We start from the raw sequence: 23,645 nt of genomic DNA on the forward strand, positions 1-23,645 counted from the left end.
CCGCATCTGGATGCGGTTTTTTTGTGGACGGCAAAATCAGTCTTCGATGGCACCCATGGCGGTGGTGTTGAAGCCGCCATCGACATAGAGAATTTCGCCGCTGATGCCGGAGGCAAGATCCGAGCAGAGGAAAGCGCCGGCGTTGCCGACTTCTTCGATGGTCACGTTGCGACGAAGGGGGGTCTGCTTCTCGTTGGCAGCGAGCATCTTGCGGAAGCTCTTGATACCGGACGCCGCGAGCGTACGAATCGGGCCGGCGGAAACCGCGTTTACGCGAGTACCTTCCGGACCGAGGCTGCCGGCCAGATAGCGCACGCCTGCTTCAAGACTGGCCTTGGCCATGCCCATCACGTTGTAGTTTGGCATGGTGCGCTCGGCGCCCAGGTAGGTCAGGGTCAGGATGCTACCGTTGCGACCCTTCATCATTGGACGACCGGCCTTGGCTAGGGCGACCAGGCTGTAGGCGCTGATGTCGTGTGCAATCTTGAAACCGTCACGGGTGGTGACGTCGGTGAAGTCCCCATCAAGCTGATCGCCTGGCGCGAAGCCGACAGAGTGGACGATACCGTCCAGACCGTCCCACTTCTTGCCCAGCTCCTCGAAGACCCGGACGATGTCATCGTCGTTGGCCACATCGCAAGGAAAGCACAGCTCCGGGCCTGAGCCCCAGCCTGCGGCGAACTCTTCGACACGGCCCTTGAGCTTCTCGTTCTGATAGGTGAAAGCCAGTTCGGCGCCTTCGCGGTGCATGGCCCCAGCGATGCCCGAGGCAATCGAAAGTTTGCTGGCAACGCCAACGATCAGTACGCGCTTGCCGCTAAGAAAACCCATGTGCTTGTCCCTCTTCTGGTTGTTCAGCCGTTGTTGTCATAAAGGCAGACTCCAACAGCTGCTGTGTATACGGATGTTGGGGGGCGGCGAAAATGGTTCTGGCCGTTCCCTGTTCAACTACTTTGCCATGCCTGACCACCATCATCTGATGGCTTAGCGCCCGTACCACCGCCAGGTCGTGGCTGATGAACAGGTAGGTCAGGTTGTACTTGGCCTGCAGCGAGCGTAATAGCTCAACCACCTGCCGCTGTACTGTTCTATCCAGAGCCGAGGTCGGCTCGTCGAGCAGAATCAGCTCCGGTTTGAGCACCAGGGCCCGGGCGATGGCGATACGCTGTCGCTGGCCCCCGGAAAACTCGTGGGGATAGCGGTGGCGGCTTTCCGGGTCGAGTCCCACCTCGACCAGCGCATCGATGATCGCCTGCGCCTGCTCCTCGGCGTTGCCCATTCCATGAATGTCGAGGCCTTCGCCAACGATCTGCCCAACGGACATACGCGGGCTGAGGCTGCCGAAAGGGTCCTGAAACACCACCTGCATCTGCCGCCGCAGGGGGCGTACCGCACGCTGGGACATGCTCTCCAGCGCCTGGTTCTGAAAACGAATCTCGCCGCGACTGGACAGCAATCGCAGGATCGCGAGCCCCAATGTGGACTTGCCGGAGCCGCTTTCGCCAACGATCCCCAGCGTCTGTCCTTTGGGCAGGCTGAAGGTGACGCCATCGACTGCCTTGATATGGTCCACCGTACGCCGCAGCAAGCCCTTCTTGATCGGGAACCAGACGCGCAGATCCTTTACTTCCAACAGAGGCGGCGCGGGTTCAGCTGGTGCCGGGTCTCCGCTGGGCTCGGCTGCGAGCAATTCCTGTGTATAGGGATGCTGCGGGTTGCGAAACAATTCCTCGCACGACGCCTGTTCGACGACGCGACCGCGCTGCATGACACATACGCGATGCGCAATGCGCCGAACCAGGTTGAGGTCATGGCTGATCAGCAGCAATGACATGCCCAGGCGTGCCTGCAATTCCTTGAGCAGTTCGAGGATTTTCAGCTGCACCGTGACATCCAGTGCCGTGGTCGGCTCGTCGGCGATCAGCAGCTCAGGCTCGTTGGCCAGGGCCATGGCAATCACCACGCGCTGGCGCTGGCCGCCGGAAAGCTCGTGCGGGTAGGCACGGATGCGTTTTGCCGGCTCCGGGATGCCTACCAGCTCCAGCAGTTCGAGGGTTCTGGCACTGGCCGCCTTGCCTCGCAGCCCTTTGTGAATTTGCAGCACTTCATTGATCTGGGTGCCGACCGTATGCAGCGGATTCAGCGAGGTCATTGGCTCCTGAAAGACCATGGCGATACGATTGCCGCGTATTTGCCGCATGCGTTTCTCGTTCGCCTTGAGCAGATCTTCGCCAGCGTAACGAATCTCTCCTGCCGGGTGTCTGGCAAGCGGGTAGGGCAGCAACCGCAGTATCGAGTGTGCGGTCACGGACTTGCCCGAGCCGCTTTCGCCGACCAGTGCCAGGGTTTCGCCCTTGCGGATGTCGAAACTGACGCCTTCAACGACGCGCTGTGTCCGATCCAGGGTGACGAATTCGACGGCCAGATCGCGTACTTCAATCAGATTCTCAGCCATGCTATTTCCTTGGATCGAAGGCATCGCGAGCAGCCTCGCCGATAAATACCAGCAGGCTCAGCATGATTGCCAGAACCATAAAGGCACTGATGCCCAGCCAGGGCGCTTGCAGATTCGCCTTGCCCTGAGCCACCAGCTCGCCAAGCGATGGCGCACCAGGTGGCAGGCCGAAGCCGAGAAAATCCAGCGCCGTCAGCGTGCCGATGGCGCCGGTCAGGATGAAGGGCATGAAGGTCATGGTCGATACCATGGCATTGGGCAGGATATGGCGGAACATGATTGCGCCGTTGCCCATGCCCAGCGCCCGCGCCGCACGCACGTATTCAAGATTGCGCCCGCGCAGGAACTCGGCGCGTACCACATCGACCAGACTCATCCATGAGAACAGCAGCATGATCCCCAACAGCCACCAGAAGTTCGGCTGCACGAAGCTGGCGAGGATGATAAGCAGATAAAGCACCGGCAACCCGGACCAGATTTCCAGTACCCGCTGTCCGACCAGATCGACCCAGCCACCATAGAAACCCTGCAGTGCACCGGCGATCACGCCGATGACCGAGCTGATCAGGGTCAGCGTCAGCGCAAACAGCACCGAGATGCGGAAACCGTAAATGATGCGGGCAAGCACGTCGCGGCCCTGATCGTCAGTGCCCAGCCAGTTGGCCATCGAGGGCGGGCCGGGCGCGGGGACCTGCAGGTCGTAGTTGATGCTGGAATAGTTGAACGGAATCGGTGGCCAGATCATCCAGCCATCCTTTGCCTCGATCAGTTCCTGTATGTACGGACTCTTGTAGTTGGCCTGCATGGGAAACTCGCCACCGAAGCGGGTTTCCGGATAGCGCTTGAAGACCGGGAAAAACCATTCGCCGTCATAGCGCACGACGATGGGCTTGTCGTTGGCAACCAGTTCGGCACCGAGGCTGAGAATGAACAATGCGAGAAATAGCCACAACGACCACCAACCGCGTTTGTGCGACTTGAACAGGGCGAAACGGCGCTGATTGAGTGGGGAAAGCGTCATCTCAAGCCTCCCTGCTTTCGAAGTCGATGCGCGGGTCCACCAGGGTGTAAGTCAGGTCGCCGATCAGCTTTACCACCAGCCCCAGAAGGGTGAACAGGAAGAGGGTGCCGAACACCACCGGGTAATCGCGATTGATCGCCGCCTCGAAACTGAGCAGGCCGAGGCCATCGAGCGAGAAAATTACCTCGATCAGCAGCGACCCGGTGAAGAACATGCCAATGAAAGCTGCCGGAAAGCCGGCAATGATGATCAGCATGGCGTTACGGAACACATGGCCGTAAAGCACCCGGTTCTTGCTCAGACCCTTGGCACGCGCAGTAATGACGTATTGCTTGTTGATTTCGTCGAGAAAGCTGTTCTTGGTCAGAAGCGTCAGGGTTGCGAAGTTGCCGATGACCAGCGCGGTCACCGGCAGTGCCAAGTGCCAGAAATAGTCGAGAATCTTGCCGCCGAGCGTCAGGTCCTCGAAGTTACCCGAGGTCAGCCCCCGCAGCGGAAACCAGTTCCAGTAACTTCCGCCGGCAAACAGCACGATCAGCAGAATGGCGAACAGGAAGGCCGGAATGGCGTAACCGATGATGATTGCGGAGCTGGTCCAGACATCGAACGGGCTGCCGTGGCGCGTGGCCTTGGCGATCCCCAGCGGGATCGAGGCCAGGTACATGATCAGGGTGCTCCACAGGCCCAGCGAGATCGACACCGGCATTTTTTCGATGATCAGATCGGTCACCTTGGCATCGCGAAAAAAGCTTTCGCCAAAATCCAGCCGCAGATAGTTGCTGAGCATGATCCAGAAGCGTTCTGCAGGGGGTTTGTCAAAACCGTAAAGGCGCTCGATTTCAGCGATCAGATCGGGATCGAGGCCTTGTGCACCGCGATAGTTGTTGCCACCAATGGCCACTTCCGAGCCACCGCCGGCGATGCGACTGGTAGCGCCTTCGAAGCCTTCCAGTTTGGCTATCGCCTGCTCCACCGGACCGCCCGGCGCGGCCTGGATGATGAGGAAGTTGATCAGCAGAATGCCGAACAGAGTAGGAATGACCAGCAACAGCCGGCGAAAGATATAGGCAAGCATTCCTAGCGCTCCGTATCTGAACGGGCAGGGGCCTGCGCTTCGATAGCGGGCGGCTCGTCAGTGACGTTCGGATCGGGTGTTGCGGAGTCGGGCTTGTGCCACCAGGTCATCAGCCCGATATCGTTGCGGGGTGTGGTTGCCGGATGTGCCAGATGGTTCCAGTAGGCGACACGCCAGCTCTTGATGTGCCAGTTGGGCACGACATAGTGTTCCCAGAGGAGCAGGCGATCCAGGGCGCGGGTACGGCTGATCAGCTCCTCGCGCGACTCAGCGGCAATCAGCTTCTCCACCAAGGTGTCGATTGCCGGGTCCTTCAGGCCGATGAAATTGCGGCTGCCGGGGTTATCGGCACTGGCTGAGTGCCAGTATTCACGCTGCTCGTTGCCCGGCGAACTCGACTGGCCGAAGCCGCTGACGATCATGTCGTAGTCGCGCGAGCGCAAGCGGTTGATGTATTGCGAAACATCGACGCGGCGGATTTCAAGGTCGATACCCAGATCGGCAAGGTTGCGTTTCCAGGGCAGCAGCACGCGCTCGAATTCGGCTTGTACCAGTAGAAACTCGAGCTTGACCGGCTTGCCAAGGTTATCAACCATCCTGTCGTCCTGGATCTTCCAGCCTGCCTCCGTCAGCAATTTGTAGGCTTTGCGCTGCTGGTCGCGAATCACGCCATCCCCACGGGTACGTGGAAGCTCGAAAGGTCTTTCAAAGATTTCCGCAGGTATTTGATTTCGCAAGGGTTCGAGCAGGGCCAGCTCCTTCTTGTCCGGCGTGCCGGAAGACGCGAGCTCGGAGTTGTCGAAATAGCTGTGGGTACGGGTATAGGCGCCGTTGAACAGCTGGCGGTTGGTCCATTCAAAGTCGAATAGCAGGGCAATGGCTTCTCGAACCCGGACATCCTGCAGGCGCTCTCTGCGGATATTGAAAATGAAGCCCTGCATACCCTGTGGGTTGTGGTTAGCAATCTCGTCCCTGATGATGCGCCCGCTGCGCACTGCCTCGATGTCATAAGCGGTTGCCCAGTTTTTCGCGCTGGTTTCCAGCCAGTAATCGAAATGCCCGGCCTTGAAGGCTTGCAGCGCCACGGTGTTGTCGCGGTAGTAATCCAGATTCAGCTGATCGAAGTTGTAGAAGCCGCGGTTTACCGGCAGGTCCTTGCCCCAGTAGTCCTCGACACGGGCATAGCGAATCGAACGACCGGCCTGCACCCGCTCCACGCGGTAGGGGCCGCTACCCAGGGGTGGCTCCAGGCTGGTAGCGCTGAAATCTCGTTCGGCCCACCAGTGTTTCGGCAGGACTGGCAGTTGGCCGAGAATCAGCGGCAGTTCACGGTTACCGGCGTGCTTGAAATCGAAGCGAACCCGGCGCTGCGTCTCGGCGACGACCTTTTCCACGTCGGCATAGTAGCCGCGATAATGCGGCGCGCCCTGACTGATCAGGGTTTCGAAGGTGAATACCACGTCTTCGGCCTTGACCGGCTCGCCGTCGTGGAAACGTGCTTCGGGACGCAGATGAAAGCGTACCCACTGGTTGTTGGGGCCTTTCTCGATCTTTTCCGCCAGCAGACCGTAGACGGTGAAGGGTTCGTCGAGGCTGCTGGTGGTCAGGGTGTCGTAGATCAGGCCGATATCGTCGGCGGCAACGCCCTTGTTGATGAAGGGGTTGAGCGAATCGAAACTGCCGAAGCCTGCCTGGCGCAGTACGCCACCTTTGGGAGCGTCGGGATTGGCGTATTCGAAATGGCTGAAACCAGCGGCATATTTTGGTTTTTCGTCATACAGGGTCAGTGCGTGCCGTGGTGCCGCCGTGGCGAGGCCGGCCAGGCAGCAAAGCCCGAGGACGCCTGCATGCAGGAACGGCCAACGTAATCTGTTTGTCATTGAGCCTTCTCCAGGTCCTTCAACCACCACGCGCGCAGCCCGAGCGTGTAGGGCGGTGTGGTGACATGGGCGAACCGGTTGCGGTACGCCAGACGGTGATTGCTGATGAACCAGTTGGGGATGCTGTAATGGTTCCACAACAGCACACGGTCGATGGCGCGGGCGGCAGATATCTGCTCCTCGCGCGTTCTGGCGGCGATCAGCTTCTCGAGCAGCTGATCGATAACCGGGTTGGTGACCCCTGCATAGTTGCGGCCTCCCTTGATATTTACCTGGCTCGAATGAAAGTAGAGCCACTGTTCCAGGCCGGGGCTGAGGCTCTGACCCAGAGTGCCGAGAATCATATCGTAGTCGTACTGATCCAGCCGCTGCTTGTACTGGGCTGCATCTACAGTGCGCAGATGGGCCTGGATGCCGATGCGTGCGAGGTTGCCGGTATAAGGCTGAAGAATGCGTTCAAGACGCGGATTGACCAGCAGTATCTCGAATTGAAGTGCGCGGCCATTCCTGTCCCGAAGGCCTTCGGGCTTCAGTTTCCAGCCTGCGTCCTTGAGCAGCGTTAGCGCCTCGCGCAAGGTGTCGCGCGGAATGCCGCGTCCCTCAGTCCTTGGCAGCTCGAAGGGGTCGGTAAAAAGCGCAGCGGGTAACTGGTCGCGAAAGGGTGACAGCAGCAACCATTCACCCCCTTCCGGGCGCCCCGTAGCCGCAAAATCGCTGTTGGGGTAGTAGCTTTCACTGCGCTGGTAGGCGCCATAGAACAGCGCCCGGTTGGTCCATTCGAAGTCGAGCAGCATGCCCAGCGCCTGACGAACCCTGATATCGGCAAACAGCGGCCTGCGACTGTTCATGAACAGGGCCTGGGTCTGGGTCGGGATCTGGTGCGGGATCTCGGCGCGCACCACCTCGCCTCTGGCAAGCGCCGGGAACTGATAGCCGTTGGCCCAGTTTTTTGCCTGGTGTTCGATATAGAAATCGAATTCGCCGACCTTGAAGGCTTCGAAGGCCACGGTGCTGTCGCGGTAGAACTCAACTTCGACCCGGTCAAAATTGTACTTGCCGCGATTGACCGCAAGGTTTGCACCCCACCAGTTCTTCACCCGCTCGAACTGGATACGACGCCCGGGGTGGACATCGCTGATGCGGTAAGGGCCACTGCCCAGCGGCGGCTCGAAGGTGGTGGCGCGAAAATCGCGGTCTTTCCAGTAGTGCTGAGGCAGCACTGGCAACTCTCCGAGACGCATGATCAGCTGCGTGTTGTCGGGCTTGTCGAATACAAAACGAATTTTATGGCGGTTGAGAATGTCGACCCGCCTGACGCCTTGCATGTCGGTGCGATAGCGGGGGTGACCGTCCCTGATCAACAGACGATAGGAAAAGGCGACATCGTATGCAGTGATGGCATGACCATCATGAAATCGCGCCGAATCCCGCAAATTGAACACGACCCAGCTCTGGTCGTCGCTATACTCGATGGTTTCGGCGATCAGCCCGTATACCGAGGCCGGTTCGTCGCCGGAGGGATCGTATAGACCACCACCTGCCATCAATGTCTCGTTCAGCTCGCTGACGCCGTATTGAAAGAAACCCGGCGTGGCGATCGGGCTGGTGCCCTTGAAGGTGTAGGGATTGAGCGTGTCGAAGCTGCCAGACGCCATCAGCTTCAGGCGCCCGCCCTTGGGGGCGTCCGGATTCACCCAATCAAAGTGGGTAAAGTTTTCGGGATATTTGAGTGTGCCGAACTGGGCATAACCGTGACTTTCGCTGATGGCGGCAAAAGACGGAAAGCTCAATCCCAGACAGATCAATAACAGCAGGACGGGGCGCATCAAACGGAGATCCGATCCATGGCACTTGCGGGCTTTTCGGTCGGCTACAGTAACAGCTTGTATCCGCTGGAAAAAGGTCGCCACCCATCACTCTTTGCGTCAACAGATGACAGCCGCGGGCTGCTGCGGCGCCGATCAGGGCGCAAGATACAGCGTCAGCGTCTGGCCGGGCTTGAGTAACGTGCTATCCACGGGGTTCCAGCTTTTCAGGTGATTGATGCGCACGTTGAAGCGTTTGGCGATTTCATACAGCGAATCGCCTTTTCTGACCTTGTAGTAGGTCGGCTGGTGTTTGTTGCCACGGCTTTCGCCAGCGGCCTGGATGGACAGGACCTGACCCACCTTGAGGCTGCTGCCGGACAGCCCATTCCAGCGTTGCAGGTCGCGTACCGAAACCTGTTGTGCCTTGGCTATTTCCCAGAGATTGTCACCCTTGCGGACCCGGTAGTTTCTGGCTGGCGGCTGGTTTCGGGAGACAACGTGCAGCAGTTCACGTGGGCGCGCATCCGTGGGCTGCGGAATGCTGAGCAGCTGCCCGATTCGCAGACGGTCACTCTTGAGATGATTGATATCACGGATAATGTTGACGGACAGATGATGGCGGTTGGCGATGGCTCCCAGGGTATCGCCGGGCTTTACCTTGTACTGCTGCCAGTCGACGGCATCCTGCGGTTTCATCAGCGCCAGGTTGGCCGCCAGCATTTCCGCCTTTGCGCTCGGTACCAGCAGATGCTGTGGACCGCCGAGGGTGATGCGGCGGGTGAAGGCCGGGTTCAGCTGATACAGCTCATCTTCATCGAGATCGGCCATTTGCGCGACGGTAGCAAGGTTCACCTGCTGTTTCAGGGCGACCACTTCGAAATAGGGTTCGTTGGCAATAGGGCTCAGATTGAGTCCGTAGGCTTCGGGGCTCTGGATCATCTGTGAAAGCGCCAGCAGCTTGGGCACATAGTCGCGGGTTTCCCTGGGCAGTGGCAGATTCCAGTAGTCGGTTGGCAAGTCTAGTTTCTGATTGCGCTCGATTGCGCGGCTCACAGTCCCTTCACCAGCGTTGTAGGCCGCAAGTGCCAGAAGCCAGTCGTCGTTGAACAGCCCGTGCAGATAGGAGAGATAGCGCAGGGCGGCTGCAGTCGAGGCAGTGATGTCGCGCCTGCCGTCGTACCAACTGGTCTGCTGCAGATTGAAATGACGGCCTGTCGAGGGAATGAACTGCCACAGGCCCATTGCCTTGGCGGGTGAATAGGCGAACGGGTTGTAGGCGCTCTCGATGATGGGCAGCAAGGCCAGTTCGAGCGGCATGTTGCGCTCTTCCAGCTGCTCAACGATGTAATGGATATAAAGGCTGCCACGCTCACCGGCGAGCTCGATGGAGCGGGGGCGGGCGGCGTACAGCAGGCGCTGTTGTTCGATGCGTGGATTGCTGTCCAGATGTTCCTGAAGCTTGAAACCGTCCCTGATACGACCCCAGACATCTGCGTGTTGAAGCTCGGCAGGTTTTGAGTCCAGCCACAGAGTTTGCTGGTTCAGCGATGTGGCAGCGAGTGGCTCGACATGGGTGGCCGGTGCGCGCGAAGCGGTGGTGCTCTGGCAGCCGGTAATGGCAAGACAGATGGCCAGCACCAGGACCCGACCGGAGGCTGCCAAGGCGTCCGGAGATGGGCAATTCGAAGAGTCGGACGGCATTGGCTGAAGGCTTCCCCTGGCGCAAAATTCGGGGGAGTGTAGAAATGCCGTACCGGTGGGTCAAGTAAAGGCTGCGGTTTTGCGGACTGGTGCAGGTCTGCTGGCGTTTCATTGCGAAGCGTCAGCAGATCCCCGCTTTTCTCAGAAGTTGTCTTTCCAGGCTCTTAGCGCGGCGAATACGGTTTCAGGGTTTTCGCCCCGATAGCCCTTGTGTTGACACGCAGCCACTACGGCGGGCTCGTTGCAACGCAGGAACGGATTGGTCGCCTGCTCACGCTGCAGGTTCGAAGGGAGTGATATCTGGCCAGACTCGCGCAGCAGGCGGACCTGTTCGAGGCGCTCTGCAATATCCCGATTGTCGGGCTCTACAGCCTGGGCGAAACGCAGGTTGCTCAGTGTGTATTCATGGGTGCAGTACACCCGGGTTTCTGCCGGCAGTGCCGCCAGCCGCTGCAGCGAGGCGAACATCTGTGCCGCAGTGCCCTCGAACAGACGTCCGCAACCGGCGGCGAACAGGGTGTCGCCGCTCAGCAGCCAGGGTGAATCGGCAGCGTCATGGAAATACGCGATATGCCCCAGCGTATGCCCCGGGACTTCGATCACGTCCAGATCGTGTTCCAGAATGCGGATACGCTGGCCCTCAGCGAGTCCCTGATCCATTGCGGGGATCTTTTCGGCGGCGGGGCCGTAAACTCTGACGCCGTACTGCGACTTGAGTTGCTGCACACCACCGACATGGTCATGGTGATGGTGGGTGATGAGAATATCCGTCAGCTGCCAGCCCGGATGGGCATCCAGCCAGGCCTGAACGGGAGCGGCATCGCCCGGGTCCACCACGGCACAGCGTTGTTGTTGCGTATCCTGTAGCAGCCAGATGTAGTTGTCGGTGAACGCGGGCAGAGCATCTATTTTCAACATGGGTGCGGGTCGCCAAGTCAGTCGCAAAGGCGCATCCTAACAGCCAGATTCGAAAGTGGAACCGACCGCAAGTTGCGGTTGCAACGACCGCAGCGATCATTGGAGCCGAGCCATGAGTGATGAGCCGTGCGCCGGGGCTGATAGCACCTGGCTGGCGCTGATGAGCAAGACCAGCGCCTGGTTTGATGGGCCCGCAGGCCGACAACTGCTGGAACATGAACAGTATGTGCTGGCTCAGGAGCTTGAGCGCTTCTTCGGTAGTTACCTGGTGCATTACGGCCCTTTTGCCAATACCCCCATCGAGCCGCAGAAGCTCAAGCGCAGTGTGCGGCTGGGGCCACCCTTGCCAGGGGTCGAGATCGTCTGCGAGGAGCAATCCTGGCCGATTGGCGAGCATGCGGCGGATGTTGTGGTAGTACAGCATGGCCTGGATTTCAGCCTGTCGCCGCATGCGTTGTTGCGTGAGGCCGCGCGCAGCGTCCGGCCTGGAGGCCACCTGCTGATCGTCGGCATCAATCCATGGAGTCCCTGGGGCGCTTCGCATCTGCTGTCGCGCAAGGCTTTTCGCCAGGCCCGCTGTATCCGCCCGACACGGGTTGGTGACTGGCTGAACCTGCTCGGCTTTGCGCTGGAGAAACGCCGGTTCGGATGCTATTGTCCGCCGCTTTCTTCGAGCCAATGGCAGGCGCGACTGTCCGGGCTGGAAGCCATCGGCCAGCGATTGCAGGCGCCCACGGGCGGTTTCTATCTGCTGGTGGCGCGCAAGCTGATGGTGGGCCTGCGACCCCTGCGGGAAAGTCGCCGCGAGCGTATGGGCCAGCTGTTGCCGATGCCTGTGGCGAAGGTCAGTCGTCGCGATGCCGAACACTAGCGAGCCAGTAATCTGCATGAGTGATGAAGCGGTCGAGATCTATACCGATGGTGCCTGTAAAGGCAATCCCGGCCCTGGCGGCTGGGGCGCGCTGCTGATCTACAAGGGCGTGAAGCGTGAACTCTGGGGCGGCGAGGCGCAAACCACCAACAACCGCATGGAGCTGATGGCAGCCATCCGCGCGCTTGAGGAGCTGAAAAGGCCCTGTCAGGTGCGCCTGGTCACTGACTCCCAGTACGTCATGCAGGGCATCAATGACTGGATGCCAAACTGGAAGAAGCGTGGCTGGAAGACCGCGGCCAAGCAGCCGGTAAAGAATGCCGACCTCTGGATGTTGCTTGACGAACAGGTCAGCCGCCATCAGGTCACCTGGCAATGGGTGCGCGGCCATACCGGCCATCCAGGCAATGAGCATGCCGACCTGCTGGCCAACCGGGGCGTAGTCCAGGCCAAACGACAAACCGCTTGAGAGAGATGCAAACATGCGCAGCGTAGTGCTGGATACAGAAACCACCGGCATGCCGGTCACCGATGGCCACCGTATCATTGAGATCGGCTGCGTCGAAGTCATCGGTCGACGCCTGACGGGCCGGCATTACCACGTCTATCTACAGCCGGACCGTGAAGTGGACGAGGGCGCCATCGCGGTACACGGCATCCACAATGAGTTTCTGGTCGACAAGCCGCGCTTCAGGGATGTCGCCGATGAGTTCTTCGAGTTCATCAAGGGCGCACAGCTGATCATCCACAATGCGGCGTTCGACGTCGGCTTCATCAATAATGAATTTGCTCTGCTCGGCCAACGCGAGCGCGCCGAGCTGAGTGATCACTGCAGCATCCTCGATACCCTGCTGATGGCCCGCGAGCGCCATCCTGGCCAGCGCAACAGCCTCGACGCGCTGTGCAAGCGTTATGGCGTGGATAACTCCGGTCGCGAGTTGCACGGCGCCTTGCTCGATGCCGAGATCCTAGCCGATGTCTGGCTGACCATGACGGGTGGGCAGACCAACCTGTCCCTGGCCGGCGACGGCACGGAGGGTGAAAACGGCGGACGGCAGCAGGCCACTCCCATTCGTCGGTTGCCGACCAGTCGCCCCATGACCCAGGTGCTGCGGGCCAGTGCCGAAGAGATTGCCGCGCATTCGGCACGCATGCAGGCCATCGAGAAAGCGGCAGGCGCTCAGCCCCTGTGGTTACAGCTGGAGCAGGCAGGCGAGACGCCAGCTTGAGTCGACACTCACTATTCAGGCTTGGTGCTTGAGGACGAAGCTTCTACCCTGAGGTGAAGCATCTTCAGGAAGTCCTCATGTACAAAGACCTGAAATTCCCCATTCTCATCGTCCATCGCGACATCAAAGCCGACACGGTAGCCGGTGAGCGGGTCCGTGAAATCGCCGCAGAGCTTGAGCAGGACGGTTTTCATATCCTGCCAACCGGTAGCGCCGCGGAAGGGCGGATCGTTGCTTCCACTCATCATGGGCTGGCCTGCATTCTCGTAGCTGCGGAAGGCGCTGGGGAGAACCAGCGCCTGCTGCAGGATGTCGTCGGGCTGATACGGGTGGCCCGCCACCGTGCGCCGCGACTACCAATCTTCGCGCTTGGCGAACAGATCACGATTGAAAATGCACCCGCCGAAGCAATGGTCGATCTCAATGAGCTTCGCGGGCTGCTCTACCTGTTCGAGGATACGGTGCCGTTTCTGGCGCGCCAGGTGGCGCGGGCGGCGCGCAACTATCTGGACGGGTTGCTACCGCCGTTTTTCCGCGCACTGGTACGTCATACGGGGGACTCCAACTACTCCTGGCACACACCGGGTCACGGCGGCGGCGTCGCTTTTCGCAAGAGTCCGGTAGGGCAAGCCTTCCATCAGTTTTTTGGTGAAAACACCCTGCGTTCCGACCTCTCGGTGTCCGTGCCGGAACTGGGTTCGCTGCTTGATCACACCGGGCCGCTGGCGGCTGCCGAGACCCGAGCGGCACGCAACTTCGGCGCCGATCACACGTTTTTTGTCATCAATGGCACTTCGACCGCCAACAAGATTGTCTGGCATTCGATGGTGGCTCGTGACGATCTGGTGCTGGTGGATCGCAACTGCCACAAGTCGATTCTGCATTCGATCATCATGACCGGCGCGATTCCGCTCTACCTCACCCCATCGCGCAACGAGCTGGGCATCATCGGGCCGATCCCGCTGGAAGAATTCACGCCGGCCTCCATCCAGGCCAAGATCGATGCCAGCCCGCTGGCGCGTGGTCGGCCGCCACGGGTAAAGCTGGCGGTGGTGACCAATTCGACCTACGACGGGCTCTGTTACAACGCCAATCTGATCAAACGCACCCTGGGTAACAGTGTCGACGTGCTGCATTTCGACGAGGCATGGTATGCCTATGCGGCCTTTCACGAGTTCTATGACGGTCGCTATGGCATGGATACTCGCGAGCAGGGTCCGCTGGTCTTCACCACCCATTCGCCGCACAAGGTGCTGGCCGCCTTCAGCCAGGCTTCAATGATCCATGTGCTCGACAGCCAGCAGCGTCAGCTGGACAGGGATCGTTTCAACGAAGCCTTCATGATGCATACCTCAACCTCGCCGCAGTACGGCATTCTCGCCTCGCTGGATGTAGCTTCGGCCATGATGGAAGGCCCGGCCGGTCGCTCATTGATCCAGGAAACCTTTGATGAGGCACTGAGTTTCCGCCGTGCGCTGGCCAATCTGCGCAACCATCTGGCGGCTGATGACTGGTGGTTCAGCATCTGGCAGCCGGAGGCCGCTGATGGCGCGGAGACCCTGACCACTGCCGACTGGCTGCTGCAGCCGGAGGCGGACTGGCATGGTTTCGGTGACGTCGCTGCGGATTACGTGCTGCTTGACCCGATCAAGGTGACCTTGACCACGCCCGGTCTCACGGCCGATGGCAAGCTCAGTGAACGTGGCATTCCCGCAGCGGTGGTCAGCCGGTTTCTCTGGGAGCGCGGTCTGGTGGTGGAGAAAACCGGACTCTACTCGATGCTGGTGCTGTTCAGTCTGGGTATCACCAAAGGTAAATGGAGCACGCTGCTCACCGAGCTGCTGGAATTCAAGCGGAACTATGACGACAACGTTCCGCTCTGCGATGCGCTGCCCAGCGTCGCGCAGGCTGGCGGTAGCCTTTATTCCGCCATGGGCCTGCGTGATCTGTGCGATGCGCTGCATGGCTGCTACCGGGATAATGCCACCGCGAAAGCCATGCGGCGCATGTATACCGCGCTGCCGGAGCAGGTGCTGAAGCCGGCAGAAGCGTATGACAAACTGGTGCGAGGTGAAGTCGAAGCCGTGCCCATCGACGCGCTGGAGGGGCGCATCGCAGCCGTGATGCTGGTGCCATATCCGCCGGGCATACCGCTGATCATGCCTGGCGAGCGTTTTACTGCCGAGACGTGCTCGATTCTCGACTATCTCGACTTTGCCCAACGCTTTGCCCTACATTTTCCCGGCTTTGATGCCGATGTGCATGGACTGCAACGCGAGGATCATCCCGAAGGAACACGCTATACGGTGGACTGCATCGTGCAGAGCTGATGCCAATGCCCCGGCGATGTGCAAGGGCGTGGGCTGCATCACACGGTCTTGCATCGACTTTCAGCCGGCTGTTGTTATAGTTGTGCGGCTTGAAACAGGGTTCCTGAGAAGACCTGACAATCTGCCCAGGCACATGCAGTCGAGGAAGATAGCGTGACCGAATACCAAGCCTTTCGTGTGGAACTGAAGGACAGGATCGCCCATGTGGCGATCAACCGACCTGAAAAAATCAATGCCATGAACGCTGCGTTCTGGAGCGAGATCGTCGACATTTTCCAATGGATCGATGACTCCGATGAGGCGCGAGTGGTGGTGCTGACGGGCGAGGGCAAGCACTTCTCAGCGGGCATCGATCTGCAACTGCTGGCCCAGGCCGCAAGCGGCATGGGCAGCGACATCGGGCGCAACGCCGACCGCTTGCGCCGCCAGATACTCAAGCTGCAGGCCTCTTTCAACGCCGTGGACAACTGTCGCAAGCCGGTGATCGCGGCCATTCAGGGCTATTGCATCGGTGGCGCCATCGACCTGATCTCCGCCTGTGACATGCGTTACAGCACACTCGATGCGCAGTTTTCCATCAAGGAAATCGACATGGGCATGGCGGCGGACGTCGGTACTCTCCAGCGCCTGCCACGCATCATTGGCGACGGCATCATGCGTGAGCTGGCCTATACCGGGCGTACGGTCGATGGGCAGGAAGCGCAGTCGATCGGCCTGGTCAACCGAGCCTATCCGGACCAGTCAGCCATGATGGTTGCAGTGCTTGAGCTGGCAGCACAGATCGCCGACAAGTCGCCTGTGGCCATTCGCGGCACCAAGGAAATGATTCGCTACATGCGTGATCACCGCGTCGATGACGGCCTCGAATATGTCGCCACCTGGAATGCGGCCATGCTCCAGTCGGCAGACCTCAAGGTGGCCATGACCGCTCACATGAGCAAACAGAAACCGGACTTCGCCGACTGATGCATCAGCCAAACATTGCGCAGGGGGTGCGCCAGGCATGGTAACCGGAGCGACTTCACTCAGCCTCGTTCGCGATGAGCTTTTCGCCACCATGGAAGAGGCCGAGCAGAGCCTCGAACACTTCATCATCGACCGCAATAACGGCGGCTTACTGCAGCAGGCGGTGGAGAACCTCAAGCAGGTTCGCGGCACCCTGAGCCTTATCGAGCTGACCGGTGCCGAGCTACTCGCACAGGAGATCCTGCAACTGGCCACGGATATACCCGTGGGTGCCGGAGAAGATCGAGACACACAACTGACGGCACTCAGCAATGCACTGTACGTGCTGGCGCGCTATCTGGAGAGTGTCGATGCCAGTCGTCAGGAAATGCCCGAACTGCTTCTGTCGCCGATCAATGCGTTGCGCCTGGCCGGTGCCCAGCCGGCGCTACCGGAAAGTTTTTTCTTCAGCGTTCGTCTCGACCATGCGAGGCCTGCAGTCGCAGTGCCAGCGCATGAACCTGCCGCGCGCATTGCCGAGGCGCGTCGACTGAGGCAGATGTATCAGGTTGGCCTGCTCGGATTCATCCGCGAAACCAATACATCGGCCAGTCTCAAACTCATGGGGCGAGCGCTCAGTCGGCTGGACATGCTCTACGCCAACACACCAGCAGGGCGTCTGTGCTGGCTGGGCAGTGCTGCACTGGAAGCGCAGCTCGATGGTCAGCTGCTGTCCCGTCAGTCACGCAAGCAGCTGTTTTCCAGGGTCGACCGTGAGCTTCGGCAACTGATCGTCAACAGCGCTCATGAACCGCCGCGCAGCCTGCTCAAGGAGTTGCTGTATCTGGTTGCGCTGGCAGAGAGTGGCGGACCGCTTGTGTCTCAGGTCCGGGAGATATTTTCGCTGGCCTCGCTGCCTTTCACCGATCATCTTCTCGAGGACGAGTCGCAGCGCCTGGCCGGCCCCGGCCACGCAGTGATGCGCTCGCTGTCCTCGGCTATCCGTGAGGAGCTCGCGAGTCTCAAGGACCTGTTGGATCTGATCGAGCGCCAGACCGCTGCCGCGGAATCCTATGTCAATCTGCACAGCCTGCTTGGCAAGCTGGCCAAGACACTTGGCATGGTCGGACTATCGTCTGCTTCCAGTGGCCTGCATGCACAACTGAGCCTGGTTTCGGGCTGGACTGCCGATAATCCGCCTGCCCCTGAAGCGCTGCTCAAACTCGCCGATGCGGTGCTCTATGTCGAAAGCATGGTGGCCAGCCTCGAGCGGGGTGAACGGCGGGAGACACGCCCGCAGATTGCTCAGCCCGGCAATGAAGCACAGGCCTTTGCCAACCACCAGCTCACCGAAGCCCGCATCGTGGTGATTGGGGAAGCAACAGCTGGCCTTGCCTTGGCCAAGCGGGCCATCACCGCCTACCTGGAATCCAATGGCGAGAAACTGCACCTGGCCAATGTTCCGTTCAGCCTGATGGCAGTTCGCGGCGGGCTGCGTTTTCTCGAGCAGGATCGCGCTGCCGAACTGATTGGCGCGTGCTCGGACTTCATTCAGAAGCAGATGATCGAAGGCGTGCAGATGCCCTCCGAACAAATGCTGGAAACCCTCGCCGATGCATTGACCAGCCTTGAGTACTACCTCGAAGGTGGGGCGATCCTGCGTCGAGACGATTCACGCATCAGCGTTCTGGACCTGGCCGCCGACAGTGTGCGCGCGCTCGGTTTGCCGGTAGCCGCCTGAGTGAGCCTGCGCTGGCAACCCGCACGCCTCGATCCGACGGGTGTAAACGGCTGGGCGGTGGTGCATTGCCAGCAGGGCTTTCTCCATGACGACAGCGGCGTGCTGTTCCCCAGGGATTGGCTGAAACGTCTGGACTTGCCACTGATCAGCGAACAGGGCTTGGGTTACTTCGATGGCGAGCCTGTGTTCCTGTTCGAGCTGGCTCACCAGGCCGAGGTGCCTGGCGCGTCTTGGCAGGGATTGCGCCAGTTCATGCTGCAGGATGAGGATGTCGACAGGTTTCGCATGCTTGGTTTTGCCGCGCAGATCGGCACCTGGGCCAACCAGCATCGTTTCTGTGGCCGTTGCGGCCAGCCGATGCGTCAGCATCCCTCGGAGCGCGCGATGCAGTGTGCCTCGTGCGGGATCCATCACTACCCGCGTATCTCTCCGAGCATGATCGTACTGGTGACCCGTGGCGACGAGCTTTTGCTGGCACGCTCGCCGCGCTTCGCGCCTGGTGTCTACAGCACCCTCGCCGGGTTCGTTGAACCGGGCGAGTCGGTGGAGCAATGCGTGATACGGAAAGTACACGAAGAAGTAGGGATTGCTATCCACAGGCCGCACTACATCTGCAGCCAGGGCTGGCCGTTTCCACATTCGCTGATGCTCGGCTTTCATGCTGAATATGCGGCGGGGGACATCATCCTTCAGCCGGAAGAGATCGAGGATGCCGGCTGGTTCCATATAGACCAGCTACCCGCCTTGCCCGCGCCGAAATCCATTGCCCGCTATCTCATCGAGCTGTACCTGGCTCGGCGTTCAGGCCGCGCCGAACCAGTGCTGCCAGGCTAAGCGCAGGCTTAACAGCAAAACCACGAAGATGAATATTGGCCGGATGAATTTCGAGCCACCGCGGATTGCCGTTCGCGCGCCAAGGTAGGCACCAGCCATCAATGCCAGTCCCATGCCAAGGCCCAGCACCCAGGCAACCTGACCGCTGATGATGAAAACAGCCAGTGCCGTACCGTTGCTGACGAAGTTCATGCTGCGCGCCACACCGCTCGCCCTGAGCAGATCCAGCGGATAAAGCAACAGGCTGCTGACCGTCCAGAAGGCGCCCGTACCGGGTCCCGCAATACCGTCATAGAAGCCAAGCCCCAATCCCTGCGGCCACTGGCGATGTTTGCCAATCGATGCAGTGTTGTCTTTGGGCGTCGCTGGAACGGGGTTGAACAGCAGATACAGCCCACAGACAAAAACCACCAGGGGCAGCAGCTGGTTTAGCCAGCGCGCAGGAATCAGATGCGCCAGTCCGGCGCCAAGTGCCGCACCAATGGCAGTGGCGACCAGCGCACGACGCCACTGCCGGGGAGCGAAGAGCTTGCGTCGATAAAAGGTGAAGCTGGCCGTGGCTGAACCGAAGGTCGCGCACAGCTTGTTGGTACCCAGTACCAGGTGGGGCGGCAGGCCGGCGGTAAGCAGAGCAGGCAGGGTCAGCAGGCCACCACCACCGGCAATGGCATCGATAAAGCCGGCAAGAAAGGCAACCACCAGCAAGGCCGCCAGCACGGAGAGATCCAGGGGTAATTCGAGAAAGGGCATGGAGGCACTTGCTAATGAGACGAAGGGGAGAAAAGCATGCAATGGCGCATGATGCCGTTTGCTCAGCGCCAAGCCAACGGTCTGACAATCTGAAGCAGCGACATAATGTCGACCCGTAATCAGTGTTCCATGCTGATACTGGATGCCACGCAGAGTGCCACTGATAATGCTTCACCCTTTTTTCAGGAAAGCGTGAGATGCAATATCTGGGACTTGCCGTAGGTGTCGGCTTCCTTGCGCTGGTAACGGCTCTGGTCGCGCTGCGTGTGCTGTTGGGTGGCAACTGGCTGCTGGGGTGGTTGCGCGGTTCCTTCGGCTTATTATTGCTCGTGCTGGGCGGTGTGATTGGGCTGGTTGCCTGGGATGTCACCCGTTATCGCTCCCTGCCACAGGACGAGCCACTGGCGCGACTGGTCTTTCAGCCCGAAGGACAACAGCGTTATCAGGTGAGGCTTGAACAGGCAGGGCAGGCCCGCTTCGTTACGCTGGAAGGCGACCTCTGGCAGCTTGATCTGCGCGTGCTCCAGTGGAGAGGGTTGGCATCCTTGATCGGCCTGGAAAACGGCTTTCGACTGCAAAGACTTTCTGGGCGCTACCTGGCGGTCGAACAGCAGGAGCAAGCGCGCAATGTGCGGGTCGAGCTTGAAGAGAGCAAGCTGGGGCTGGATTTCTGGGCCTGGTTGCAGCGCTGTCAGTGTGGCTCGCTGCTGGTCGCCGCACAGCATCGCCGAGTCAGTTTCCTGCCTATCGCTGACGGCGCCGAATATGCCATCAAGATGACGCCGACAGGGCCACTGGCACAGCCGGTGAATGCCGCCGCCCAGCAAGCGATGAAGGATTGGTAGCTGGGCGGTATCGATCCCGGGAGCCTGCCAGCTCCCGTTTTTCATTCAGGCGAGATAACCGCCGTCCACATTGAGCGCCAGACCTGTGGTGTAACTGGAAGCGTCGCTGGCCAGGTAGAGCACCGCGCCGGTCATTTCTTCGGGATTGGCTACGCGATGCAGGGGGATATGCCGCAGTGCCTCTTCACGGATGGCATCGTTACTGACCAGTGCCGAGGCGAACTTGGTGTCGGTCAGCCCTGGCAGCAGGGCGTTGCAGCGGATGCCCAGCGGTGCGCATTCCTTGGCGAAGGCCTTGGTCATGTTGATTACGGCGGCCTTGGTGACCGAATAGATCCCCTGAAAATGCCCCGGTGTGACGCCATTGATCGACGCGACATTGATGATGCTGCCGCCGCCGTGCTCGCGCATCAGCTTGCCGGCTTCGACGGACATGAAGAAATAGCCGCGAATGTTCACGTCCACGGTTTTCTGAAATGCCGAGACATCGGTGTCGAGGATGTGGCAGAACTGCGGGTTGGTCGCCGCGTTGTTCACCAGAATGTCGAGGCGTCCGAATTCCTCTCGGATACGGGTGAAAACGGCCTGGATCTGCTCCAGTTCGCCAATGTGGCAGGCTATCGCCGTGGCCTTGCCGCCCTCGGCGTTGATGGCGTCGGCCACCGCCTGACAACCCTCTATCTTGCGGCTGGAAACGATGACATGGGCCCCTTGCCGGGCAAGCAGTCTGGCAATGGCCTCGCCAATGCCACGGCTGGCGCCGGAGACGAAGGCGATCTTGCCATCCAGGTCGAAAAGAGTGGTTTTGTTCATGGTGCGGTTTTCCTGTGATGGTAGCTGTTCTACAGCTTCGACTTGTGGATGACCTTCAGACACATCTGCTCAAGCAGGGCGTTGAGTTGCACGAACCTGGCGAATCGCTTGTCCTGGGTCTGGCCGTGGAAATAGCGGTAGTAGATCTGTTGAATGATGCCGGCCAGTCGGAACAGGCCATAGGTGTAGTAGTAATCAAAGTTGTCGATGCGGATGCCGGCGCGTTCAGCGTAGTAATCGACGAACTGCTGGCGCGTGAGCATGCCTGGCGCGTTGCTCGGCTGTTTGCGCATCAACTGCACGGGCGCCGGGTCATTAGCTTCGATCCAGTAGGCGAGGGTGTTGCCCAGGTCCATCAGTGGGTCGCCGAGGGTGGTCATCTCCCAGTCGAGTACGCCGATGATCTCCATCGGGTTGTCCGGGTTGAGGATGACGTTGTCGAAGCGGTAATCGTTGTGGATGATGGCGGGCTTGGGATGATCGGCTGGCATCTTGTCGCGCAGCCAGGCCTTGACCGGCTCCCAGCTCGGCGCATCGGGGGTGATGGCGCGCTCGTAGCGCTCGATCCAGCCGCTGATCTGGCGCTGCACATAACCCTCAGGCTTGCCCAAGTCGGCCAGCCCGCAGGCCTGGTAATCGACGTTGTGCAGATCGACGAACTTGTCGATGAAGCTCCTGCACAGGGCACGGGTCTGCTCCGGCGTGAAGCCGAGCTCCGCCGGCATGTCTTCGCGCAGGATGATGCCCTTGACCCGCTCCATGACATAGAACTCGGCACCGATAAGGTTCTCGTCGGTGCAGTGAGCATAAGCCTTGGGGCAGTAGGGGAAGCCGGCGTTGAGCTGATTGAGGATGCGGTATTCGCGGCCCATGTCATGTGCCGACCTGGCCTTCTGGCCGAACGGCGGGCGGCGCAGCACCAGCTCCCGGCCCGGATACTCCAGCAGATAGGTCAGGTTGGACGCGCCACCGGGAAACTGTGAAATGCGCGGCATACCTTCAAGGCCTGGAATATGAGCCTTCAGGTATGGATCGATGATATCGACCGGCAGTTGCTCACCCTCTCGGATGTGGCTGGTCTGATCTGTGAGCGCCATGCGTGCCCCTTTCTAATCAATGCTGTAAGCAGGTTAACGGCTAATCTAAGTGCCGGGCGTCGTCTTCACCAAGAGAAGCGGCTTGTTATTGGCCGGGGTGTTGCCATGCAATCAAGGTGCTTGATGCCGGATAGTCATTGGATGTACCCATAAAAAAACCGAAATCTTCCGATTTCGGTTTTTTTGCACATCCGGGCGGGTCAGGCCGGGAAGAGTTCGCTCAGCTTCAACGCCAGCATCATGTCGCCTTCGGCGCGCAGCTTGCCGGCCATGAAAGCCTGCATACCGTCGGTTTCGCCGCTGATCACGCCCTGCATGGTTTCGCTGTCCATGATCAGCGTGACGTTGGCATCGGCCGATTCGCCCTTGTTGAAGTCGCAGGTGCCGTCCTTGACGATGAGGTAGTAGTTTTCTGCATCGGTGATGTTGAACTGGAAAACCAGATCCAGGCCAGTGGCGGCGCTGGCGTTGAACTTGGCCTTCATGCCCTGAATGGTGTCGTCGACGGTGCTCATGGATATGTCCTTTTTATCGTGAAAAACATGCGATCTCTGATCGCGTTGAAATGGAGCCTATCGCCAGGTGATGAGCTCCGGATTCTTTAACAGTTCCAGATGTACGTGATTGTTGAAGGATGCCAGGGAGACTTCCTTTTCGCGAAACTTCAACTGGCTGAGGGAGGTATTGACGATCTGCCAGTTCAATTCGAAGGCCTTTATCGACTGCATCCCGAGGATCAGCTGAAGCAATGCGGTGATGGTTCCGCCCGAGGTAAAAACCGCGATACGGTCCTTCGGACCGGCCTGCTCAAGCAGGCGGTTCAGGCCACCCTCGACGCGCTCGATGAAGCCCTGCCAGCTTTCCAGGCCTTCCTTTTCATGTTCGCCCGAAACCCATCGCTGAATCACGTGACTGAACAGGCGCTGGAACTCGGCGCGGTGATTGGCCGCATTGTGCAAAATGCGCAGAGCGTCAGGCTCGATGCGCAACAGATCGTCCATATGCGCCCGAATCACCTCGTCGGCGAGGAATTCATTGAATGCCGGAAGGATTTCAACTTCAGGCTGAGGTATTCCGCTGCGGTTTTCCAACTGCTCGAGCGTCGCCTGTGCCGTATCCTGCTGACGCTTCAATTCGCCGCTGATACAGCGGTCGAAGCGAAGGTCCAGCTCATTGAAATAGTCACCCAGGGCAGCTGCCTGGCGAAAGCCGAGCGGCGACAGGACGTCATAGTTTTTCGCGCCAAAAGACGCCTGACCGTGTCTGATCAGGTAGATACTACCCATGCTCTGCTCCACACCCGGATTTTCGCGAGGGTAGGGAGAACAACGG

21 protein-coding genes are annotated in these 23,645 nt (G+C 59.8%); 8 read left to right on the forward strand and 13 right to left on the reverse strand.

Going from position 1 to position 23,645, the window contains the following annotated elements; all coding sequences use genetic code 11:
- Positions 1-36: 36 nt before the first annotated feature.
- The 8 genes from fabI to gloB all read right to left on the reverse strand — a co-directional run bounded on the left by fabI (position 37) and on the right by gloB (position 10,858).
- Complete coding sequence (gene fabI / locus NAV32_RS16075; protein ID WP_256053809.1) at positions 37-831, reverse strand: enoyl-ACP reductase FabI; 795 nt, start codon at positions 829-831, stop codon at positions 37-39.
- Positions 818-2,455 carry an ABC transporter ATP-binding protein gene (locus NAV32_RS16080; RefSeq protein ID WP_256053810.1) on the reverse strand — a complete coding sequence of 546 codons (1,638 nt, stop codon included), beginning with the start codon at positions 2,453-2,455 and terminating at the stop codon, positions 818-820. Before NAV32_RS16080 ends, fabI begins: the two co-directional genes overlap by 14 nt.
- Position 2,456: 1 nt before the next feature.
- Entirely contained in the window at positions 2,457-3,476 is a 1,020-nt protein-coding gene (locus tag NAV32_RS16085) for an ABC transporter permease (protein WP_256053811.1), read from the reverse strand.
- A 1-nt stretch (position 3,477) separates the two neighbouring features.
- Entirely contained in the window at positions 3,478-4,551 is a 1,074-nt protein-coding gene (locus NAV32_RS16090) for a microcin C ABC transporter permease YejB (RefSeq protein ID WP_256053812.1), read from the reverse strand.
- A 2-nt stretch (positions 4,552-4,553) separates the two neighbouring features.
- Complete coding sequence (locus NAV32_RS16095; protein WP_256053813.1) at positions 4,554-6,431, reverse strand: extracellular solute-binding protein; 1,878 nt, start codon at positions 6,429-6,431, stop codon at positions 4,554-4,556.
- Positions 6,428-8,257 (reverse strand): extracellular solute-binding protein, encoded by a 1,830-nt coding sequence (locus tag NAV32_RS16100; protein WP_256053814.1) that lies wholly within the window; start codon positions 8,255-8,257, stop codon positions 6,428-6,430. Before NAV32_RS16100 ends, NAV32_RS16095 begins: the two co-directional genes overlap by 4 nt.
- 135 nt (positions 8,258-8,392) lie before the next feature.
- Entirely contained in the window at positions 8,393-9,940 is a 1,548-nt protein-coding gene (locus NAV32_RS16105) for a lytic transglycosylase domain-containing protein (RefSeq protein WP_256053815.1), read from the reverse strand.
- A gap of 141 nt (positions 9,941-10,081) precedes the next feature.
- Positions 10,082-10,858 carry a hydroxyacylglutathione hydrolase gene (gloB, locus tag NAV32_RS16110; RefSeq protein WP_057387441.1) on the reverse strand — a complete coding sequence of 259 codons (777 nt, stop codon included), beginning with the start codon at positions 10,856-10,858 and terminating at the stop codon, positions 10,082-10,084.
- A 112-nt stretch (positions 10,859-10,970) separates the two neighbouring features.
- Here gloB and NAV32_RS16115 point away from each other — a divergent pair, with 112 nt between their 5' ends.
- The 7 genes from NAV32_RS16115 to nudC all read left to right on the forward strand — a co-directional run bounded on the left by NAV32_RS16115 (position 10,971) and on the right by nudC (position 18,808).
- The gene (locus NAV32_RS16115; RefSeq protein ID WP_256053816.1) at positions 10,971-11,729 is read left to right on the forward strand and encodes a class I SAM-dependent methyltransferase; all 759 of its coding nucleotides are present in this window, start codon (positions 10,971-10,973) and stop codon (positions 11,727-11,729) included.
- A gap of 16 nt (positions 11,730-11,745) precedes the next feature.
- Positions 11,746-12,198, forward strand: coding sequence for a ribonuclease HI (gene rnhA / locus NAV32_RS16120; protein WP_057387439.1), 453 nt, complete (start codon positions 11,746-11,748; stop codon positions 12,196-12,198).
- A gap of 13 nt (positions 12,199-12,211) precedes the next feature.
- Positions 12,212-12,958, forward strand: a complete 747-nt coding sequence (gene dnaQ, locus NAV32_RS16125) for a DNA polymerase III subunit epsilon (protein ID WP_057387438.1) — start codon at positions 12,212-12,214, stop codon at positions 12,956-12,958.
- 77 nt (positions 12,959-13,035) lie between these two features.
- Positions 13,036-15,288, forward strand: coding sequence for an Orn/Lys/Arg decarboxylase N-terminal domain-containing protein (locus NAV32_RS16130; RefSeq protein ID WP_256053817.1), 2,253 nt, complete (start codon positions 13,036-13,038; stop codon positions 15,286-15,288).
- Between the two features lie 153 nt (positions 15,289-15,441).
- Positions 15,442-16,254 carry a crotonase/enoyl-CoA hydratase family protein gene (locus NAV32_RS16135; RefSeq protein WP_256053818.1) on the forward strand — a complete coding sequence of 271 codons (813 nt, stop codon included), beginning with the start codon at positions 15,442-15,444 and terminating at the stop codon, positions 16,252-16,254.
- Positions 16,255-16,291: 37 nt separating this feature from the next.
- Positions 16,292-17,974 carry a ferrous iron transporter B gene (locus NAV32_RS16140; protein WP_256053819.1) on the forward strand — a complete coding sequence of 561 codons (1,683 nt, stop codon included), beginning with the start codon at positions 16,292-16,294 and terminating at the stop codon, positions 17,972-17,974.
- A complete protein-coding gene (gene nudC / locus NAV32_RS16145) occupies positions 17,975-18,808 on the forward strand; it encodes an NAD(+) diphosphatase (RefSeq protein ID WP_256053820.1) in 834 nt (277 codons plus the stop codon).
- Here nudC and NAV32_RS16150 read toward each other — a convergent pair.
- Positions 18,776-19,558, reverse strand: a complete 783-nt coding sequence (locus NAV32_RS16150; RefSeq protein ID WP_256053821.1) for a TSUP family transporter — start codon at positions 19,556-19,558, stop codon at positions 18,776-18,778. The two genes, nudC and NAV32_RS16150, sit on opposite strands and share 33 nt — an antisense overlap.
- A gap of 197 nt (positions 19,559-19,755) precedes the next feature.
- On the opposite strand from NAV32_RS16150, the gene NAV32_RS16155 reads away from it, so the two are divergent.
- Positions 19,756-20,403 (forward strand): hypothetical protein, encoded by a 648-nt coding sequence (locus tag NAV32_RS16155; RefSeq protein ID WP_256053822.1) that lies wholly within the window; start codon positions 19,756-19,758, stop codon positions 20,401-20,403.
- Between the two features lie 45 nt (positions 20,404-20,448).
- Here the strand turns inward: NAV32_RS16155 and NAV32_RS16160 are convergent, their stop codons facing one another.
- The 4 genes from NAV32_RS16160 to NAV32_RS16175 form a co-directional block, all read right to left on the reverse strand.
- A complete protein-coding gene (locus NAV32_RS16160) occupies positions 20,449-21,216 on the reverse strand; it encodes an SDR family oxidoreductase (protein WP_256053823.1) in 768 nt (255 codons plus the stop codon).
- Positions 21,217-21,245: 29 nt separating this feature from the next.
- Positions 21,246-22,313 carry a phosphotransferase family protein gene (locus NAV32_RS16165; RefSeq protein WP_256053824.1) on the reverse strand — a complete coding sequence of 356 codons (1,068 nt, stop codon included), beginning with the start codon at positions 22,311-22,313 and terminating at the stop codon, positions 21,246-21,248.
- Between the two features lie 200 nt (positions 22,314-22,513).
- Positions 22,514-22,828 (reverse strand): SCP2 sterol-binding domain-containing protein, encoded by a 315-nt coding sequence (locus tag NAV32_RS16170; protein WP_256053825.1) that lies wholly within the window; start codon positions 22,826-22,828, stop codon positions 22,514-22,516.
- A gap of 57 nt (positions 22,829-22,885) precedes the next feature.
- Positions 22,886-23,599, reverse strand: coding sequence for a histidine phosphatase family protein (locus tag NAV32_RS16175; protein WP_256053826.1), 714 nt, complete (start codon positions 23,597-23,599; stop codon positions 22,886-22,888).
- Positions 23,600-23,645 lie beyond the last annotated feature (46 nt).

The organism is Stutzerimonas stutzeri, assembly GCF_024448695.1.
Classification (GTDB): Bacteria; Pseudomonadota; Gammaproteobacteria; order Pseudomonadales; family Pseudomonadaceae; genus Stutzerimonas; species Stutzerimonas stutzeri_T.

Excerpts from the sequence above, each read along its gene's own strand:
- NAV32_RS16150 (WP_256053821.1), bottom strand. The coding sequence starts at position 19,558 with ATGCCCTTTCTCGAATTACCCCTGGATCTCTCCGTGCTGGCGGCCTTG.
- NAV32_RS16165 (WP_256053824.1), bottom strand. The coding sequence starts at position 22,313 with ATGGCGCTCACAGATCAGACCAGCCACATCCGAGAGGGTGAGCAACTG.
- NAV32_RS16155 (WP_256053822.1), top strand. The coding sequence starts at position 19,756 with ATGCAATATCTGGGACTTGCCGTAGGTGTCGGCTTCCTTGCGCTGGTA.
- gloB (WP_057387441.1), bottom strand. The coding sequence starts at position 10,858 with ATGTTGAAAATAGATGCTCTGCCCGCGTTCACCGACAACTACATCTGG.
- NAV32_RS16095 (WP_256053813.1), bottom strand. The coding sequence starts at position 6,431 with ATGACAAACAGATTACGTTGGCCGTTCCTGCATGCAGGCGTCCTCGGG.
- rnhA (WP_057387439.1), top strand. The coding sequence starts at position 11,746 with ATGAGTGATGAAGCGGTCGAGATCTATACCGATGGTGCCTGTAAAGGC.
- NAV32_RS16160 (WP_256053823.1), bottom strand. The coding sequence starts at position 21,216 with ATGAACAAAACCACTCTTTTCGACCTGGATGGCAAGATCGCCTTCGTC.
- NAV32_RS16105 (WP_256053815.1), bottom strand. The coding sequence starts at position 9,940 with ATGCCGTCCGACTCTTCGAATTGCCCATCTCCGGACGCCTTGGCAGCC.
- NAV32_RS16140 (WP_256053819.1), top strand. The coding sequence starts at position 16,292 with ATGGTAACCGGAGCGACTTCACTCAGCCTCGTTCGCGATGAGCTTTTC.
- NAV32_RS16085 (WP_256053811.1), bottom strand. The coding sequence starts at position 3,476 with ATGACGCTTTCCCCACTCAATCAGCGCCGTTTCGCCCTGTTCAAGTCG.
- NAV32_RS16090 (WP_256053812.1), bottom strand. The coding sequence starts at position 4,551 with ATGCTTGCCTATATCTTTCGCCGGCTGTTGCTGGTCATTCCTACTCTG.
- NAV32_RS16100 (WP_256053814.1), bottom strand. The coding sequence starts at position 8,257 with ATGCGCCCCGTCCTGCTGTTATTGATCTGTCTGGGATTGAGCTTTCCG.
- NAV32_RS16130 (WP_256053817.1), top strand. The coding sequence starts at position 13,036 with ATGTACAAAGACCTGAAATTCCCCATTCTCATCGTCCATCGCGACATC.
- NAV32_RS16170 (WP_256053825.1), bottom strand. The coding sequence starts at position 22,828 with ATGAGCACCGTCGACGACACCATTCAGGGCATGAAGGCCAAGTTCAAC.
- NAV32_RS16115 (WP_256053816.1), top strand. The coding sequence starts at position 10,971 with ATGAGTGATGAGCCGTGCGCCGGGGCTGATAGCACCTGGCTGGCGCTG.
- fabI (WP_256053809.1), bottom strand. The coding sequence starts at position 831 with ATGGGTTTTCTTAGCGGCAAGCGCGTACTGATCGTTGGCGTTGCCAGC.
- dnaQ (WP_057387438.1), top strand. The coding sequence starts at position 12,212 with ATGCGCAGCGTAGTGCTGGATACAGAAACCACCGGCATGCCGGTCACC.
- NAV32_RS16175 (WP_256053826.1), bottom strand. The coding sequence starts at position 23,599 with ATGGGTAGTATCTACCTGATCAGACACGGTCAGGCGTCTTTTGGCGCG.
- NAV32_RS16080 (WP_256053810.1), bottom strand. The coding sequence starts at position 2,455 with ATGGCTGAGAATCTGATTGAAGTACGCGATCTGGCCGTCGAATTCGTC.